The sequence below is a fragment of the Reyranella massiliensis 521 genome (genome assembly GCF_000312425.1).
Lineage (GTDB): Bacteria > Pseudomonadota > Alphaproteobacteria > Reyranellales > Reyranellaceae > Reyranella > Reyranella massiliensis.
This window is the reverse complement of sequence record NZ_HE997181.1, coordinates 4,117,194-4,133,278: the sequence shown is the minus strand read 5'-3', so window position 1 is coordinate 4,133,278 and position 16,085 is coordinate 4,117,194. Positions and strand designations below refer to the sequence as shown.

The 16,085-nt window shown below is 64.7% G+C and carries 16 protein-coding genes and 1 tRNA gene; 3 read left to right on the top strand and 14 right to left on the bottom strand.

From position 1 onward, the window contains the following. Nucleotides 1-16: 16 nt before the first annotated feature. The 11 genes from BN60_RS20155 to BN60_RS20105 all read right to left on the bottom strand — a co-directional run bounded on the left by BN60_RS20155 (nt 17) and on the right by BN60_RS20105 (nt 10,988). Nucleotides 17-1,414 carry a S41 family peptidase gene (locus tag BN60_RS20155; protein ID WP_020697948.1) on the bottom strand — a complete coding sequence of 466 codons (1,398 nt, stop codon included), beginning with the start codon at nt 1,412-1,414 and terminating at the stop codon, nt 17-19. Nucleotides 1,415-1,555: 141 nt separating this feature from the next. Beyond that, a complete protein-coding gene (gene gpmI, locus BN60_RS20150; protein WP_215905983.1) occupies nt 1,556-3,145 on the bottom strand; it encodes a 2,3-bisphosphoglycerate-independent phosphoglycerate mutase in 1,590 nt (529 codons plus the stop codon). Nucleotides 3,146-3,153: 8 nt separating this feature from the next. Next, entirely contained in the window at nt 3,154-3,669 is a 516-nt protein-coding gene (locus tag BN60_RS20145) for a hypothetical protein (protein ID WP_020697946.1), read from the bottom strand. A 137-nt stretch (nt 3,670-3,806) separates the two neighbouring features. Continuing rightward, complete coding sequence (rlmH, locus tag BN60_RS20140) at nt 3,807-4,265, bottom strand: 23S rRNA (pseudouridine(1915)-N(3))-methyltransferase RlmH (RefSeq protein WP_020697945.1); 459 nt, start codon at nt 4,263-4,265, stop codon at nt 3,807-3,809. Nucleotides 4,266-4,278: 13 nt separating this feature from the next. Next, nucleotides 4,279-5,385, bottom strand: a complete 1,107-nt coding sequence (locus tag BN60_RS31350; RefSeq protein WP_020697944.1) for a nicotinate-nucleotide adenylyltransferase — start codon at nt 5,383-5,385, stop codon at nt 4,279-4,281. A 24-nt stretch (nt 5,386-5,409) separates the two neighbouring features. Beyond that, a complete protein-coding gene (locus BN60_RS20130; RefSeq protein WP_020697943.1) occupies nt 5,410-6,690 on the bottom strand; it encodes a glutamate-5-semialdehyde dehydrogenase in 1,281 nt (426 codons plus the stop codon). 29 nt (nt 6,691-6,719) lie between these two features. Continuing rightward, a complete protein-coding gene (proB, locus tag BN60_RS20125) occupies nt 6,720-7,850 on the bottom strand; it encodes a glutamate 5-kinase (protein ID WP_020697942.1) in 1,131 nt (376 codons plus the stop codon). Further along, entirely contained in the window at nt 7,847-8,860 is a 1,014-nt protein-coding gene (gene obgE, locus BN60_RS20120; RefSeq protein ID WP_020697941.1) for a GTPase ObgE, read from the bottom strand. Before obgE ends, proB begins: the two co-directional genes overlap by 4 nt. 73 nt (nt 8,861-8,933) lie before the next feature. Then, nucleotides 8,934-9,206, bottom strand: coding sequence for a 50S ribosomal protein L27 (gene rpmA / locus BN60_RS20115; RefSeq protein WP_020697940.1), 273 nt, complete (start codon nt 9,204-9,206; stop codon nt 8,934-8,936). Between the two features lie 26 nt (nt 9,207-9,232). After that, a complete protein-coding gene (rplU, locus tag BN60_RS20110; RefSeq protein ID WP_020697939.1) occupies nt 9,233-9,532 on the bottom strand; it encodes a 50S ribosomal protein L21 in 300 nt (99 codons plus the stop codon). Between the two features lie 211 nt (nt 9,533-9,743). Next, entirely contained in the window at nt 9,744-10,988 is a 1,245-nt protein-coding gene (locus BN60_RS20105; RefSeq protein ID WP_020697938.1) for a pyridoxal phosphate-dependent decarboxylase family protein, read from the bottom strand. Between the two features lie 64 nt (nt 10,989-11,052). Between BN60_RS20105 and BN60_RS20100 the strand changes: the two genes are divergently transcribed. Continuing rightward, nucleotides 11,053-11,142, top strand: a tRNA-Ser gene (locus tag BN60_RS20100). Between the two features lie 59 nt (nt 11,143-11,201). Here the strand turns inward: BN60_RS20100 and BN60_RS20095 are convergent. Beyond that, a complete protein-coding gene (locus BN60_RS20095; protein ID WP_020697937.1) occupies nt 11,202-11,819 on the bottom strand; it encodes a TetR/AcrR family transcriptional regulator in 618 nt (205 codons plus the stop codon). Between the two features lie 119 nt (nt 11,820-11,938). Between BN60_RS20095 and BN60_RS20090 the strand changes: the two genes are divergently transcribed. Beyond that, nucleotides 11,939-12,331, top strand: a complete 393-nt coding sequence (locus tag BN60_RS20090; protein ID WP_020697936.1) for a RidA family protein — start codon at nt 11,939-11,941, stop codon at nt 12,329-12,331. A gap of 67 nt (nt 12,332-12,398) precedes the next feature. Here BN60_RS20090 and BN60_RS20085 read toward each other — a convergent pair whose 3' ends face one another. Together BN60_RS20085 and BN60_RS20080 are read right to left on the bottom strand one after the other, a co-directional pair. Next, the gene (locus BN60_RS20085) at nt 12,399-13,100 is read right to left on the bottom strand and encodes a molybdate ABC transporter substrate-binding protein (protein ID WP_020697935.1); all 702 of its coding nucleotides are present in this window, start codon (nt 13,098-13,100) and stop codon (nt 12,399-12,401) included. Nucleotides 13,101-13,777: 677 nt separating this feature from the next. Next, entirely contained in the window at nt 13,778-14,563 is a 786-nt protein-coding gene (locus tag BN60_RS20080; RefSeq protein ID WP_020697934.1) for a YggS family pyridoxal phosphate-dependent enzyme, read from the bottom strand. 186 nt (nt 14,564-14,749) lie between these two features. Between BN60_RS20080 and BN60_RS29150 the strand changes: the two genes are divergently transcribed. Then, on the top strand, nt 14,750-16,048 hold the full coding sequence (locus BN60_RS29150) for a peptidoglycan-binding domain-containing protein (protein WP_020697933.1): 1,299 nt from the start codon (nt 14,750-14,752) through the stop codon (nt 16,046-16,048). Nucleotides 16,049-16,085: the final 37 nt, after the last annotated feature.

Genomic DNA, 16,085 nt, shown 5'->3' with positions numbered 1-16,085 from the left:
CTCCGGCGGCGGCGCTCTAGTTGGCGCGGCCGCTGTAGAGCGAGATGCCGCGAATCAGATCGGCCGCACGCAGGAGCTGATAGTCGGCAGCCTGCTCCTTCGGCGGCTCGTCGGGATCGGTCGCCTGGTTCGCCGCAGGCTTCTCGTCCTTCTTGTCGCCGGGCTTGTTCGCTTCCGGCTTCGGCGCGGCCTTCGGATCAGGCTTGGCGGCGTCGCCCGGCTTCTCGTTCGGGTTGGTGATCGAGCGGCGCAGGTTCTCCTCGCGGAAGCCGCCGCGCGCCTGGAGATTCTCGATCTTGGCGGGCTCGACCTCGATGTCGGGCTTGATGCCTTCCTTCTGGATCGACCGGCCCGACGGCGTGAAGTAGAGCGCCGTCGTGAGACGGATCGCGCCGCCGCCGGTCACCTGCATGATGGTCTGGACCGAGCCCTTACCGAACGACCGCGTGCCGAGGATGATCGCCCGCCGATGGTCCTGCAGGGCGCCGGCCACGATCTCCGAGGCCGAGGCCGAGCCGCCGTTCAGCAGGACGACGATGGGCAACCCGTTGGTCACGTCGCCGGGCTTGGCGTTCCAGCGCTGGACGTCATCGCTCTTGCGCGCCTTGACCGAGACGATCTCGCCCTTGTCGAGGAAGGCGTCGGACAGGGCGATCGCCTGGTCAAGCAGGCCGCCCGGATTGTTGCGCAGGTCGAGGATGTAGCCCTTGAGCTTGTTGCCCGCCTCCTTCTTGAGCTTCTCGATGGCGTCGAGCACGCCCGAGGTGGTCTGCTCGGTGAAGGAGGTGACGCGGATGTAGCCGATGTCGTTTCCTTCGAGGCGGTAACGTACCGACTTCACCTTGATGATCTCGCGGGTCAGCGAGACGTCGAACGGATCCTTGCCAGCGCGGCGGATCGAGATCTTGATCGGCGTGCCGACCTTGCCGCGCATCTTCTCGACGGCCTCCTGCAGCGAGAGGCCCTGAACCGGCTCGCCGTCGAGTGCGAAGATCAGGTCGCCCGCCTGGATGCCGGCCTTGGCCGCCGGCGTATCGTCGATCGGCGACACGACCTTGATGACACCGTTCTCCATCGTGACTTCAATGCCGAGCCCGCCGAACTCACCCTTGGTCTGGACTTGCATGTCCTTGTAGGCCTTGGGGTTCATGTAGCTCGAGTGCGGATCGAGCGCGGTGAGCATGCCGTTGATCGCGTTCTCGATCAGCGTCTTCTCTTCCACCGGCTCGACATAGTCGCGGCGGATGCGCTCCAGCACGTCGCCGAACAGATTGAGCTGCTGGTAGAGTTCGCTCTTGTCGCCACTGCCGGTCTTCGGGTCGGCCTTGTCCTGCGCGAACGCTGGAGCGAGAGAGGGGCCGGCCAGGAATGCCAGGGTCGCGGCGGCAATGGAAGCGGAGCGCAGAAAGGTCATTTGGGTGCTTTCAGGAAGGCCGCTGCGCCGTCGGCTCAGCGATCCAGTGTTTTCAAGCGTCGGAATCGAGAATACAGGGCGGTGTTTGGCAGGATCAAGGCGGCGGCACGGCCGACAAGGGGCCCCCACCTCACAAATAAATCAGGCAGAAGCTGCCGCTGCGGAGTGCGGCGCCGTGAGGACCGTCGGCCGGGCCACGGTCGACAGCAGCGACCGGCCCGTCATTTCCTGGGGCTGCGGTACGCCCATCAGGGCCAGCATGGTGGGTGCAACATCGGCGAGCTTGCCGTCGCTCAGCGAATGAACGTCGGCCGGACCGTTGAACAGCAATGCCGGCACGCGATTTAACGTGTGCTGAGTGTGCTTCTGGTGCGATTGCTCGTCGAACATCTGCTCGGCATTGCCGTGGTCAGCCGTGACGAACATGACGCCGCCGGCGGCCTTGATCACCTCCATGAGGCGCCCCAGGCTCATATCCACAGCCTCGACGGCCTTGGTTGCCGCCGCGAGGTCGCCGGTATGGCCCACCATGTCGGTGTTGGCGTAGTTGACCACGATCAGGTCGAACTTGCCCGAGCCGATGGCCTCGACGAGCTTGTCGGTGACTTCCGGTGCGCTCATCTCGGGCTTGAGGTCGTAGGTCTTGACCTTGGGAGACGGCACCAGGATGCGCTCCTCGCCGTCGAACACGCGCTCCTCGCCGCCGTTGAAGAAGAAGGTGACGTGCGCGTACTTCTCGGTCTCGGCGATGCGCAGCTGCTTGAGCCCGGCACGCGACACCGTTTCGCCCAGGCCCATCTTGATGGTCTCCGGCGGAAGCAGCGTCTTCAGGAAAGGGCTGAGGGCGGCCGAATACTCCACCATGCCGACCGTCGCGGCGAACTTCACCACGCGTGCCCGATTGAAGCCGTCGAAGCGCGGATCTAGCAGCGCCGTCAGGATCTGGCGTGCACGGTCGGAGCGGTAGTTGAACATCAGGAGGCCGTCGCCGTCGTTCATGCCGACATAGCCGTCGATCACCGTCGGCAGTACGAACTCGTCATCGAGCTTCGCAGCATAGGCCTGTTCGACGGCTGCCGTCGGTGTTGCGGCGCGCTGATCGGCCTTGGCGTCGACCATCGCGTCATAGGCGAGCGTCACACGTTCCCAGCGCTTGTCGCGATCCATCGGATAGAAGCGGCCGGCCACGGTGGCGAACTTGATGGGCAGCCCGGCCTTGAGGCCTGCCTGGATGGGCTCGAGGCACTCCAGCGCACTGCGTGGGGGCATGTCGCGGCCATCGAGGAAGGCGTGGATCCAGACCGGCACACCCTGGCCTGCGATCAGATTGGCGAGGAAGACGAGGTGATCCTGGTGTGCATGCACGCCGCCCGGCGACGCCAGGCCCATCAGATGGAAGGCGCCGCCATTCTTCTTCAGGGCCGCGATGGCGTCGGCCAGGATCGGATTCTTCGCCAGCGAACCGTCCTCGATCGCATTGTCGATGCGTGGCAGATCGGGCACGGCGACCCGGCCGGCGCCGAGGTTCATGTGGCCGACCTCCGAGTTGCCCATCTGGCCCTTGGGCAGGCCGACGAACGTTTCCGACGCGTCGATCAGGCCCTGCGGGCAGGTCGAGATCAGGCGGTCGAAGTTTGGGGTCTTGGCGTCGAGGATGGCGTTGTAGGAACGGTCCGGACGATAGCCCCAGCCGTCGAGGATGCAGAGCAGGGCGGGACGAGGACGGGACACGACAGCCATTACGATGCCTTCCGGCCGTGCGGCTGTGCGCGCTCGACCGCGTTGAACTTGTTGGGGCAGGAGAGCTCGCGCGGATCGGTGTCAGGGTTCTGGTCCGGCACTTCGATGGCGCAGAAGACGAACTCGCCACGCGGCTCGCCGTCGATCGTGATGTCGTAGGTATAGGTGCCCGGCGGATCACCCGGGATGATGCACCAGGAGCGTTGCAGCACGCCGTCCTGCACGGTCTCGAACATCCGTGTGGTGGCCTTCGTCTTGTCGGCGCTCACTTCGGTTTCCGGCCCTGCGATCACCTGCTCGGCAGGCTGCGAGGTCGTCAGCACTTCCTTCAGGGAAACGACGCGGTTGGGACCGCCGAGATACATGCGCCAGCCGAAGCAGGCGCGGTTGAACAGCAGCGGTATGGCGTTGGTCTCGTAGTGCCGCTGTTTGCCGTCGTCGCCGGTGATCGAGACGTAGGGGATCGACCGCACCGGCTTGGCGCCCGGCTTCTGGACCGGCGTCGATTGAGCCATCGCAGAGGTCGCCGCGGCGGCCACGAGCAAAGAGGCGGAGGCGGCCAAAAGCCACCGGGAGAAAGGGTGCATGGGATTCAATGTAGCCCCGGTTTTTCGTCAGAACAGAGGCAAAATCGACGCCCTTCCATGCCTGTTCAGGCGCGATGGTAGGGGTGTCCGGCCAATAGTTGCTGTGCCCGGTAGATCTGCTCCGCCAGCATGCCGCGCGCCAACATGTGGGGCCAAGTCATGGCACCAAATGACAGAACGAGAGCGGATTTTTGCAGGAGCTGTTCGGTATGGCCGTCGGCGCCGCCGATCAGGAAAGCGAGGTCCGACACCGAACTGTCACGCCAGGTGCCCAGCCGGGTCGCGAAGGCCTCGCTGTCGAGCACCTTGCCGCGGCGGTCCAGCGCCACGAGGGTTGCGCCGGTAGGTACCGCCTGCAGTAGCAGTTCACCCTCGCGCTGCATGAGCTGCGGCGGCGGCAGCTTGCGCTTTTCCTCGAGCTCACGAAGCGCCAGCGGCCAGCGGATGCGGCCGGCATAGTGTTCGTAGAGATCGCGCTCCGGTCCGCGCCCGGCACGGCCGATTGCGGCGATCGTCAGCTTCAAGGGAGCTGCCCGTTCACGAGGCTCGCTTACGCCGGGCAGGCGGCTTGGCCGTGGTGGCCCGCTTGGTCGCCACCTTCTTCACGGGCTTGGCCTTGACGGGTTTGGCCGCCGCCTCGTTCTCCAGCGCCCACATCTTCTCCAGTGCGTAGAAGGCGCGGGGCTCCGGGCGGAAGATATGGACGACCACATCGCCGGCATCGACGAGGACCCAGTCGCCGCCCTGCTTGCCTTCGACCGGCGTATAGCCGTAGCCGTTCTGCTTCAGTTTCTCGGCGAGATGGTCGGCAATGGCCACGACCTGGCGGTTCGAGCGGCCCGAGGCGATCACCATATAGTCGGCGAAGGCGGACTTGCCCTTGAGATCGATGACGACGACGTCCTCGGCCTTGTCGTCCTCCAGCGAACGACGCACCAGCGTCAGCAGGGCATCGGTGGCCTTGCGGCGGTCGGGGAGCTGACGGGTCCCCAGAGAGGAATTCTGGTCGGAAATGGTCTTTCCTTTCGTTCTCGTTCGTCGCGGCCGGACGGCACGGATGGCCGTGGCCGAATGGCTGTCCAGACGGCTCGGGATAAAGCACCAGGCCGGCGGCTCGCAAGAGGCGAGCTGCCGGGCATTCTCCCAATCCACACGATAGCGGGCAAAGGTCCTGGGCGCCCTTGCCGCCAGCGCCGCATATCCCCAGCCCGGCCGGGCGAAGGCGGCAAGGGGAATCGTAGCGAAAAGATCGCGCCAGCCAGCCCAATCGACGAGCTGGGGCAGGATGTCGGCGCCCATCAGCCAGACGAAGCGGGCCTTCGGGTAGATCCGGCGCAGCGCCCGTACCGTATCGAGCGTGTAGCGCGTCCCAAGCAGCAGTTCAGGGGCGTCGACGCGGATGCGCGGATGGGCGGCGACCTGCCGGGCGCGGGCGACGCGTGTCGGCAGCGGCTCCATGCCGTCGCCGCTCTTCAGCGGGTTCTGCGGCGAGACCAGCCACCAGATCTCGTCGAGGCCCAGTCGCTTCATCGCCTCGAGGCTGATGTGTCGGTGGCCCGGATGCGCGGGATTGAACGAACCGCCCAGGAGACCGATGCGCCGCGTCGTGTCGCGCGACACACCCGGCATCGGGTGCAGGCTCATGCCAGCACTCTCACGGGCGCAGACTCATGGACGCAGAGTGCCCTTGCCGCGCACGATGTTCTTGTAGGTCGTCAGCTCGACCAGACCGACCGGCCCGCGGGCGTGCATGCGGTTGGTCGAAATGCCGATTTCCGCGCCCAGCCCGAACTCGCCGCCGTCGGCGAACTGCGTGCTGGCATTGTGCATGACGATGGCACTGTCGACTTCGCCCAGGAAGCGCCGCGCCGTCGTTTCGTTGGCCGTGACGATCGACTCGGTGTGCTGGCTGCCGTAGCGCGCAATGTGGTCGATCGCGCCGGCCACGCCATCGACCGTGGCGACGGAGATGATCGGTTCGAGATACTCCGTGCGCCAGTCCTTGTCGGTGGCGGGGACGGCCTTGGGATCGCGCTTCTGCACCTCGGCGTCGCCACGGACTTCGCAGCCGAGCTCGTGCAGGCGCGCCAGCACCGGCATCAGGTGCGTGTTGAGCGCGGCCTTGTCGATCAGCAGCGTCTCAGCGGCGCCGCAGACGCTGACCCGGCGCATCTTGGCGTTGGCCACGAGATCGCGCGCCATGGCGACGTCGGCATCGCGGTCGACATAGACGTGGCAGATGCCGTCATAGTGGCGCAGCACCGGCACGCGGCTTTCCTGCGTCACGCGATCGATCAGCGAACGCCCGCCGCGCGGTACGATCAGGTCGAGCCAGTCCATGGCCCGCAGCATCTCGCCGACGGCGGCGCGGTCCGTGGTCGGCACGAGCTGGACGCAATCCTCGGGCAGACCGGCACCCTTCAGCGCCCGGCGCAGCAGTTCGACGATGGCGCGCGAGGAATGGAAGCTGTCGGAACCGCCGCGCAGCACCACGACGTTGCCCGACTTGATGCAGAGCGCGCCGGCATCCGCCGTCACGTTGGGCCGCGCTTCGTAGATCACGCCGATGATGCCGATGGGCACGCGCACGCGGCTGATGACGAGGCCGTTCGGCCGCTGCCATTCCTCGATCGTGGCGCCGACGGGATCGGGCAGGGCGACGATATCGTCGAGCCCCTTGGCCATGCCCTCGATGCGCGCGTCGTTCAGGAGCAGGCGATCCTGCAAGGCGTTCGACATGCCGGCCGCCTTGGCCGCGTCGATGTCGCGGGCATTGGCGGCCAGAATGGCGGCCTTCTCGCCGCGGATCATGCGGGCAGCATCGGCCAGCGCCTTGTTCTTGGCGTCGGTCGGCGCAGTGCGCAGCGCTGCCGCGGCCGTCTTCGCGCGACGACCCAGTTCGGCGACGATGCTTGCGGCATCTTCTGCGGGTTTGGTCTGAACGTTCATCGGCCGCTCCAGTATAGCTCCTGCTGCGCCTACTCGACCACGAGGTCGTCGCGATGGACCATCTCGTCGCGGCCGCGGAAACCCAGCAGCTTCTCGATCTCAACGCTCTTGCGACCGGCGATGCGGCGCGCATCCTCGGCGGCATAGGCGACCAGTCCACGCGCCAGCACGCGGCCGACGCGATCCTTCACATCGACCACGTCACCACGCTTGAATTCGCCATCGATGGCCGTGACGCCGGCGGGCAGCAGGCTCTTGCCGGCCGAGAGAGCGCGCACCGCGCCATCGTCGACGACCAGGCTGCCCGTGGTCTTGAGGGAGCCCTTGATCCACTTCTTGCGCGCCGACAGGGGCGAGCCTTCGGGCAGGAACCAGCTGCAGCGCGCAGTGCCGTCGATCAACGCGCCCAAGGCGCCGACCTTGCGGCCGTCGGCGATTGCCATACGGCAGCCTGCGGCCATCGCGATGCGGCCCGCCATCAGCTTGGTCACCATGCCGCCGTTGGACAGAACCGAAGCGGCAGCGCCTGCCATCGATTCGATCTCCGGTGTGATCTCGCGAATCTCGGGGATGAACTTCGCGGAAGCGTTGCTGCGCGGGTCGCCGGTGTAGAGACCGTCGATGTCGGAGAGCAGCACCAGCGTGTCTGCCGAGATCATTTCGGCGACACGCGCGCCCAGGCGATCGTTGTCGCCAAAGCGGATCTCATCGGTGGCGACCGTATCGTTCTCGTTGATCACGGGAATGGCGCCGAGGCCGAGCAGGGTCGCCATGGTCTGGCGCGCATTGAGGTAGCGGCGGCGCTCCTCGGAATCGTGCAGGGTAAGCAGGAGCTGGGCCACGGTGATGCCATGCCGCGCCAGCGCTTCCTGATAGGCTTGGGCGAGGCGGATCTGGCCCGTCGCGGCGGCAGCCTGACTTTCTTCGAGCCTGAGCACGCCGGCCGGCAGCTTGAGGTGGGTGCGTCCCAGCCGAATGGCGCCCGACGACACCAGCACGACTTCGCAGCCGCCTTTATGCAGGCGCGCCACGTCGTTGGTCAGGGCTTCAAGCCAGTCGCGCCGGACTTCGCCCTTCGCCTCGTCCACCAGGATGGAGGAACCGATCTTGACGACCAGCCGCCTCGCACTTTGAAGGGGGGCGCTGGCACGGGAGCTCATGCGGCGTCCCTGGTCTTGGCGGTCTGCTTCTCGACGAGCTTCATCAGTTCGTGCAGCAGAGGTTGAACGCCCTGACCCGAGACGGCCGAGATGACGTGCACGGCCTTGCGGCAGGCCTTGGCGAGCGCGGCACGCTTGGCCTCGATATCCTCCGGCGTCATGGCGTCGGTCTTGTTGAGCGCCACCAGCTCCTTCTTGCGCGCGAGATTGCCGCCATAGGCGCGCAACTCGGCGCGCACCGTCTTGTAGGCACCCGCGACATCGTCCTGCGTGCCGTCGACGAGATGGAGCAATGCGCGACAGCGTTCGACGTGGCCAAGAAAGCGCGTGCCGAGACCGGCGCCTTCATGCGCGCCCTCGATCAGGCCTGGAATGTCGGCCATGACGAACTCGCGCTCGCCCACCCGCACCACGCCGAGGCCGGGATGCAGGGTCGTGAACGGATAGTCGGCGATCTTGGGCCGCGCGTTCGTGTTGGACGACAGGAACGTCGACTTGCCGGCATTGGGCAGGCCGACGAGGCCGATGTCGGCGATCAGCTTCAGCCGCAGCCACAGGGCCTTCTCTTCGCCCGGCCAGCCCTTGTCGGCACGCCGCGGCGCGCGGTTGGTCGAGCTCTTGTAGTGCAGGTTGCCGTAGCCGCCGTCGCCGCCCTTGGCGAGCACGACCCTCTGGCCGATCTCGGTGAAGTCGACGAGCAGGGTCTCGTTGTCTTCGGCGAAGACCTGCGTGCCGCGCGGCAGGCGCAGCACGACATCCTTGCCTTTGCCGCCGGTGCGCTGGCTGCCCATGCCGTGATGGCCGGTCTCGGCCTTGAAGTGCTGGGCGTAGCGATAGTCGATCAGCGTATTGAGCCCGTCGACGCACTCGGCGATCACGTCGCCGCCGCGCCCGCCATCGCCACCGTCCGGTCCACCGAACTCGATGAACTTCTCGCGGCGAAAGCCCACGCATCCCGCGCCGCCATTGCCGGAGCGGATGTAGATCTTGGCCTGGTCGAGGAACTTCATGAGGTGGAATCCAAAAACGAAAAGGGGGAACGGCGAGCCGCTCCCCCTTCGCAATCCGATCGGACGGGAACGGCTATTCGGCGGCCAGAGCCGGCGCCGGGAGCACGTTCACTTCGACCTTGCCACCCGAACGGGTGCGGAAAGAAACGACGCCGTCGGCCATGGCGAACAGGGTATGGTCGCGGCCGACGCCGACGTTCTCGCCGGGGCTCATCTTGGTGCCACGCTGGCGAACCAGGATGTTGCCCGAGAGGACCTTCTGGCCGCCGAAGCGCTTCACGCCCAGGCGCTTGCCGTCGGAATCGCGGCCGTTACGCGAGGAGCCGCCTGCTTTTTTGTGTGCCATCGTACTACTCCGGTCGCTCTATCTGGTTAGGCGACGATCTGTTCGATCTTGACCACCGTCAGGTCCTGACGATGACCGTTCTTGCGCCGCGAGTTCTGGCGACGGCGCTTCTTGAAGATGATGACGTGCGGGCCGCGGGCCTGCTTGACGATCGAGCCCACGACCTTGGCGCCGGCCACGGTCGGCGCGCCGACCTTGTCGCCGACCATCAGCACGTCGGTGAACTCGACCTTGGCGCCGGCTTCGCCCTCGATCTTCTCGACCGTGAGCTGGTCGTCAGCGGCGACCGTGTATTGCTTTCCACCCGTGCGGATAACGGCGATCATAATGACACCCGACTTGAAGCTCCCAGTCCGGATCCGACTACCCTACCACCCCTAGGGGATGACGACGGCTCGAACCCAAAATCCTGGGAAGCACGAAAGAGCACGGCGGGCCTGCAAGACCCGCCGGAGGAGGGCGGAATATACGCACGGAACGCCCCGAGTCAACGCCGCAAAAGCCCCGAATTGCGGGCCTGTCACGGATTTCAGGGAGTCAGTAGGTCGAGCCGACGTTCCTGGCGCTGGCGCCGCTGCGGCGGGCTTCACCGACCGCCCAGACCAGGTCCTCCAGATAGTGCCCGACCATGCGCTCATGGCTGGGGTTCAGGTGCATATGGATGCCGGGTGGCTCGACCTGGCGACCGACCAGCCAGCCGCGCGTACCCATGGCATCGGAAACGGCGCCGATATCCAGGGTCGGATCGGCCGAGCGAGTGACGAAGATCGAGAGTTCGTTGGGCTCCAGCACGGCCAGGCCCGGAATCCGGGAAATGCCGTCGATCAAAGCTTTCTTGTTATCCATGATCATGCGCGCACAGCGCATATAACCCTCATCGCCGAGGTGTTGCAGCGTCGCCCAGGCCGCGGCGATGGCGCCGCCAGGCCGCGTGCCCTGCATGGTCCAGGCAACATAGGGGCCGCGCTCCCATTCATGGAAGTTGAAAGTCTGGTGCTTCTCTTTCAGCTCCTTGGAGCGCAGCAGCATCAGCGAGGCGCCCTTGGCCGCCATGCCGTGCTTGTGCAGATCGGCGGAGATGCTGGTGACGCCCGGCACCGCGAAATCCCAGTCGGGCAGGGCATGACCCAGCCGCTTGACATAGGGCGAAAGGAAACCGCCGACGCAGGCGTCGACATGCAGCCAGAGTCCACGAGCTTGCGCCAGCGCACCGAGTTCGCGGATCGGATCGAAGACGCCGAAAGGATAGCAGGGCGCGGAGCCCACGAGGCCGATCGTATTGTCGTCGATCCTGCCTGCCATGGCGCCGATATCGGCCTTGAAGTCGTTGCGGGTGGTGGGCACCCGGCGGATTTCGATGCCTAGAGCATGGCCCGCGCGGCTGAAAGCCGGATGAGATGTGCGCGGGACGACGAAGTTCGGCTTGTCGATGCCTTTTGTCGCGCGGGCCCAGTCGCGAGCGGTCTGGACGGCGAGGAAGATGCTCTCGGAGCCCCCGGAGGTGAAGGTACCGGCGGCATCGTCGGGGGCGTTCATCAGCGATAGGCCGAAATCGACGACGTCGTTCTCCAGTTTCGCCAGGGAGGGAAAGGCGCGCTTGCCGAGGCTGTTTTCGGTCCAGAAGGCCGCGTAGGCGCGCTTCTGCACGTCGGACAGTTCGTCGTCGAGATAGTAGTAGTAGACGGCCATCCGGCCGTCCCGCCACGAATAGTCGTCTTTCTTGGCGTCGTTCAGCTGGGCCTCGATTTCCGGCCAGGCCAGCCCCTTTTCGGGCAACTTCATCGTATTCCTCCCCAACCATCAGGGTGTTGCCCCGAAAGTGCCTGCCGCCTATAACCCGGCGCCCGGAGAGGTGCCAGAGTGGTCGATCGGGACGGTCTCGAAAACCGTTGTGCGTGCAAGCGTACCGTGGGTTCGAATCCCACCCTCTCCGCCATTCTTCCACTCGAGCTGTAGGGGCGCTGCGCAGGTAAACTGCGTCGCCGGCAGCAGAAGCTAGCGCTTCTCGGATAGAAATCCCTCTGCCATGAGGCGAAAGGCATCGATTGCCTTGGGTAAAGCGGACTGCGGATCGTCACTGTCCGCTACCCACAACGCCGCATTCAGTGCAGCACCACAGAGGAGGCGGGCGGCAGCCTCAATGTCTGCGTTCTTCATGATGCCGTCGGCGATCAGTTTTCCAACCGCTTGCTTCGTTGCCTGTAGACACGCGTTTTGGCTTGGCCAATGTGAGGGATCACCGAGAAACGCGGGTCCATCAAGCAGCACGATCCTTCGTACTTCGGGCTCCAGCGCCATCGCTATATAGGCCGCGCCTTCGGCCAGGAGCTGGTCCCAATCATCGCCCGCATCAGCGCTGGCCATTCGGGCACGCGCTGCCATCTCGCCATCGACCTGCGCCACAACGGCCGCGAGCAGCCCCTTCTTGTCCCCAAAATTGTGATAGAGCGCGCCGCGCGTCAGGCCGACGGAAGCAGTCAGTGCATCCATCGACGCCGCCGCGAACCCTTCGGACGCAAACGCCTGTCGTCCGGCGGCAATCAGCTTGCCGCGGTTTTCCTCCATTGTTTCCAAGCGACGCCGCGCAGCCACAAACACCTCTTCGTCGAACATGTGACGCATATCATTTGACATACGGTACGTATATGAATTTAATATACGCTGCGTATGTGAAACGAAGCGGCGCCGGTTCGCCGGCATTGCTCCCCAGCGACCCAACAGGAGAAGTCCATATGGCCCCGCGTGACGCCGTATTCCCGGCCAATCGGCACGAGCTCTACAAATCGCATGCGTATTCGGCAGCGATCAGATCAGGCGATCTCTTGTTCGTGTCCGGCCAGGTCGGCAGTCGCAGCGACGGTTCACCCGAGCCGGACTTCGAGGCTCAGGTCCGTCTGGCATTCGCCAATCTCAAGGCGACCCTGCAAGCGGGTGGATGCGGGCTAGACGATATCGTCGACGTGACGACCTTTCATACCGATCCCGAAAATCAGTTCGGCGCGGTCATGACCGTCAAAAGCGAAGTCTTCCCGGAAGCGCCTTATCCGAATTGGACGGCGATCGGCGTCAACTGGCTTGCGGGATTCGATTTCGAGATCAAGGTCATCGCCCGCATTCCCGATTGAACATCGGAAACGGTGGCGGGTGGCACGCCGTGTCATCGGGCATGGCGGGCCTCGACGCGGGCCGCCACTATCCCGGATCGAGGCCCTTGGCGCGGAAGATCTCGGTCGCTGGCGGGGACCTGAGGAAGTCGATCAGTGCTTTGGCCGGCGCGGCATGCGGGCTCGAGACTTCGACGCCGGCGACGAAGACCGTGACCATGTGCAGGTCGCCCGGCAGCATCCCCAAAATCTCAATGCCGGGGACTTGCAGCAGCTCGGGCTTCTGCTGGATCGCAAGGTCGGCCTCGCCGGTCAGCAGAAAGTCTCCGCTGAGGCCGGCAGGCGGCGGAAACTTCGTCTTGGCGTTGATCTCGTCGGCAATGCCCAGACGGTCCAGCAGCTTGGCGAAGTAGATGCCGCTCGCACCGCCGGCCGCCGGATCGGTGTAGGAGATTGCGCGTGCCGCCAGCAGTGTCTGCTTCAGCGCCTCCGGCGTCGAGATGTCGGGCCGGGCGGCGCCCGCCTTGATCGCGATGGCCGTGGCGGAACTCGCCAGCGTGACTTCGGAGCTGGATCGTATCCGTCCCTCGCGGATCATGGCGTCGATGCCGGCGCGGTTGAGGAGCAGGACGTCCGCGGTTTCGCCGGCCTGCAGACGTTTCACCAGCACAGGCGCGGTGTTCCACGTGATGCGAAGGCGGAAGCCGCTTTCTGCCTCGAACTGCGGCGCAAGCGCCTCCAGGGCGCTCTGCACGGCGATCGTGCTGAAGATCTTGAGGTCGTGGGTCACGCGCGCTCGCGACGGGGCATGCCGCTTCGATAGCCCCTCCTGCCGCGAATGCCAAACGAACCAGGTTCTGGCTGCAGGTTCCCAATCTCGGTGACGGTCGCAGAAACACCTCGGGCGCGCGTTGGCTGCCTTAATAGCTGATCGTCGAGGAACAGACCTGTGACAGACGGCGTTGCCGCCTCGTCCAAGAGAGGTTTGAGAGGAGGTGGCCCATGAAGATCGTTCCGGTTGCGATGTTGGCTCTAGGGGTGCTGGTTGCTGGTTGTTCGGTGAGGCATGAGACGGTTCAGGCCCCGCCAGCCCCGACTACGCAGCGGACCACGACTGTCTACAGCGATCCGTATTCCCCAACGCCAGTCACCACGACCACTGTCACGACGCCGGCCCGTTACTAGTCCGCACCGCCGGAAGAGGAGCCGGGCGAGGAGGGGAGGTTTTAGCCATAACCGCCCCTCCCCCTTGCCTGCTTTCGTTGTGACGAAGATGTGAAAACAAAAAAACTGCGCGACCTTAGGTGGAACCATCCTTCACAGCGCGCATTGAGAGCGTACCTTGATCGGCGCCTTCTCCCCCAGGTCGGCAAGATCGAGGATACGTCCCCAACCCTTGAGGCCCGCACCACGGGCCTCTTTTTTTGAGACGTACCCCAGTTTGGACGTGCGTGTCCTGAAGAAGGATCACGTCGATATCAAGCCTGGCCAGTAATGGCCGTCGGGCGTGGGTCGCTTGCCGAAGATTGCCTGGCCGACGCGCACGACGTCGGCGCCTTCCTCGATCGCTTCCTCGAAGTCCCCCGACATGCCCATCGAGAGTTCGGTGAGGGCGGCATTGCGCTTTACGGCCTCGTCGCGCAGGCGGCGCAAAAGAGCGAAGCAGGGACGTACCTTCTCCATGTCGGTGCTGAGCAGGGCCAAGGTCATCAAGCCTCTCGGCTTGAGGCGCGGGAACTGATCGAGTGAATCGACGAAGGGCAAGAGCGCCTCCGGCGACAGACCGTACTTACTTTCTTCACTTGATGTGTTGACCTGGACGTAGACGTCGAGAAAGCGGCCTTCACGTTCGAGGCGTTTGTTCAGGAGATCGGCAAGACGCAGGCTGTCCAGCGCATGGAACTCGCGGGCAAAGCGGGTGAGGTACTTCACCTTGTTGGTCTGCAAATGGCCGATGATGCTCCAGTCGATGGCCAGGTCGTCGAGTGCTTCCCGCTTGCCCTGCGCTTCCTGGATCTTGTTCTCACCGAAGGACCGGATGCCGGCGGCAAAGGCGAAACGCAGGACATGCGCCGGCACGGTCTTCGTGACAGGTAGCAGCCGGACTGCAGCGCGATCCCGCCCCGCCCGTTCGCAGGCCTTGGCGATGCGTTCCTCGACTCTGGCAAGGTTGACCTTGAACGCGCCGAGCGGGTCGGGACCGAAGCGTTCGATGTCTTCGACGGATAGTTCGGGGGCCGGCTTTTGAACCATGATGGGTCTCGGAAATCCTCTTAGCGTCGGTTCTAATTAGTCCGAGAGTGGATTGTGAGGAACGTCCAGTTTCGAAGATTCGACATGGTCCAGTTTGGAATGCCGGCGAAAGCCTTTGCCGGATAATGCCGTGGCCATCGCGCGGCGGTACTGGCAGCATTCAGCGTCCTGCGCCGCGAGGTTTCCATGGCTCTCCAGTCATCGTTGTTCCGGGGCGATCCGAAGCTCGAAGCCGCTGCCGTCTCCGATGCCGCCCATATTGTGCCAGGTGCGAAAGGGGAGCACGTTCGGAAGATCCAGCTCGCCTTGAACCAGCTCGACAAAGCGGGCCTCGACTCCGACAGCATTTACGGAAACGCAACGGCAGCGGCCGTTCTTGCCTACAAGCGAAAGCGCAACATCATCAACAAGGCCTATCAGAGCCAGGCCGACAACATCGTCGGCAAGATGACGATTGCTTCCCTCGATCAGGAGCTGCTGCAGCAACGTCCTCTCGGGCCGCTCGAGTTCAAGGTTCGAGGCGGCCAACCCGTCAACCGGATTTTGCCGCTGTCACCGTTCATTGTCCGGCAGTCGCTCGTCTCCCGGCGGGAGTCGTTTGCGGTCACGGGGCCACGCGTCGCCGCACCCAATCCGCAGACCATCACGACGACCAGCCGATGGCCGCCCAACAGCGCGGGCATGATCACCTGCCTGAACACCGGCAGCACCGGAACGGCGATCTGTACGAACCATGGAGATATTACGCAGCTGGTGCCCAAGCCCCCGAGCAAGAAGGTCGTATTCCTGTCCGACTTCAGTCTGGGGCCCTCGAATCAGGCGCAGGTCCTGGCGCCTGAGGACGGCGGCAGGGTCTCCCTGACGAAGGATCCCATGGACATGCGTCTGGAAGCCTTCCGTCCCGGCAACGCGACGATCGTCGCCTCGCGCCCCGGCGTGACGAAGATCCATTCGGTCGAGGTTCGCCAGAACCGGAAGGCGGCTGTGCCCGGAGGGCCGCTGACCAAGCTCGCGGCGAATTCGAAGTTCTTTTCGGCGTCGCGGGAAGAGGGCGGTGAATTCGATCCGCATAACGTCTTTACGGGCCGTCCCGTCGGTCCGAAGCGGGGCGGACGGCTGATCAACCTGGCGGGCGATGGCGAAACACCGGAGTTCGAGGACTATCAGGTCGACCTTGATCATTCGTTCGATCCGGTCGGTGGCTTCAGGCCATGGGCCGACGATCCCGATCCCTCAACGTTCATTCCCGACAAGTCGGCCAGCCACATCACCATGCGCGGGACCCCGCTGCTCGACACCTTCATCAGGGTCATCAAGCGTATCGCCCAGCCGGGGTGCCGCTTTACCTACAATGGACAACTTGAGTTCCTAGCCGCGATCAGATCGCAGCTTCCGGGACGGGACCTCGAACCGCCGATCATCGAGAAGGGCAACGGTACCAAGCAGGACCCCGACTTCGTGCTTGTCGCCAGAGAGTTGAGCTGACGGGACGCGCGTGCACCAAGCGGGGATGCATTGCCAT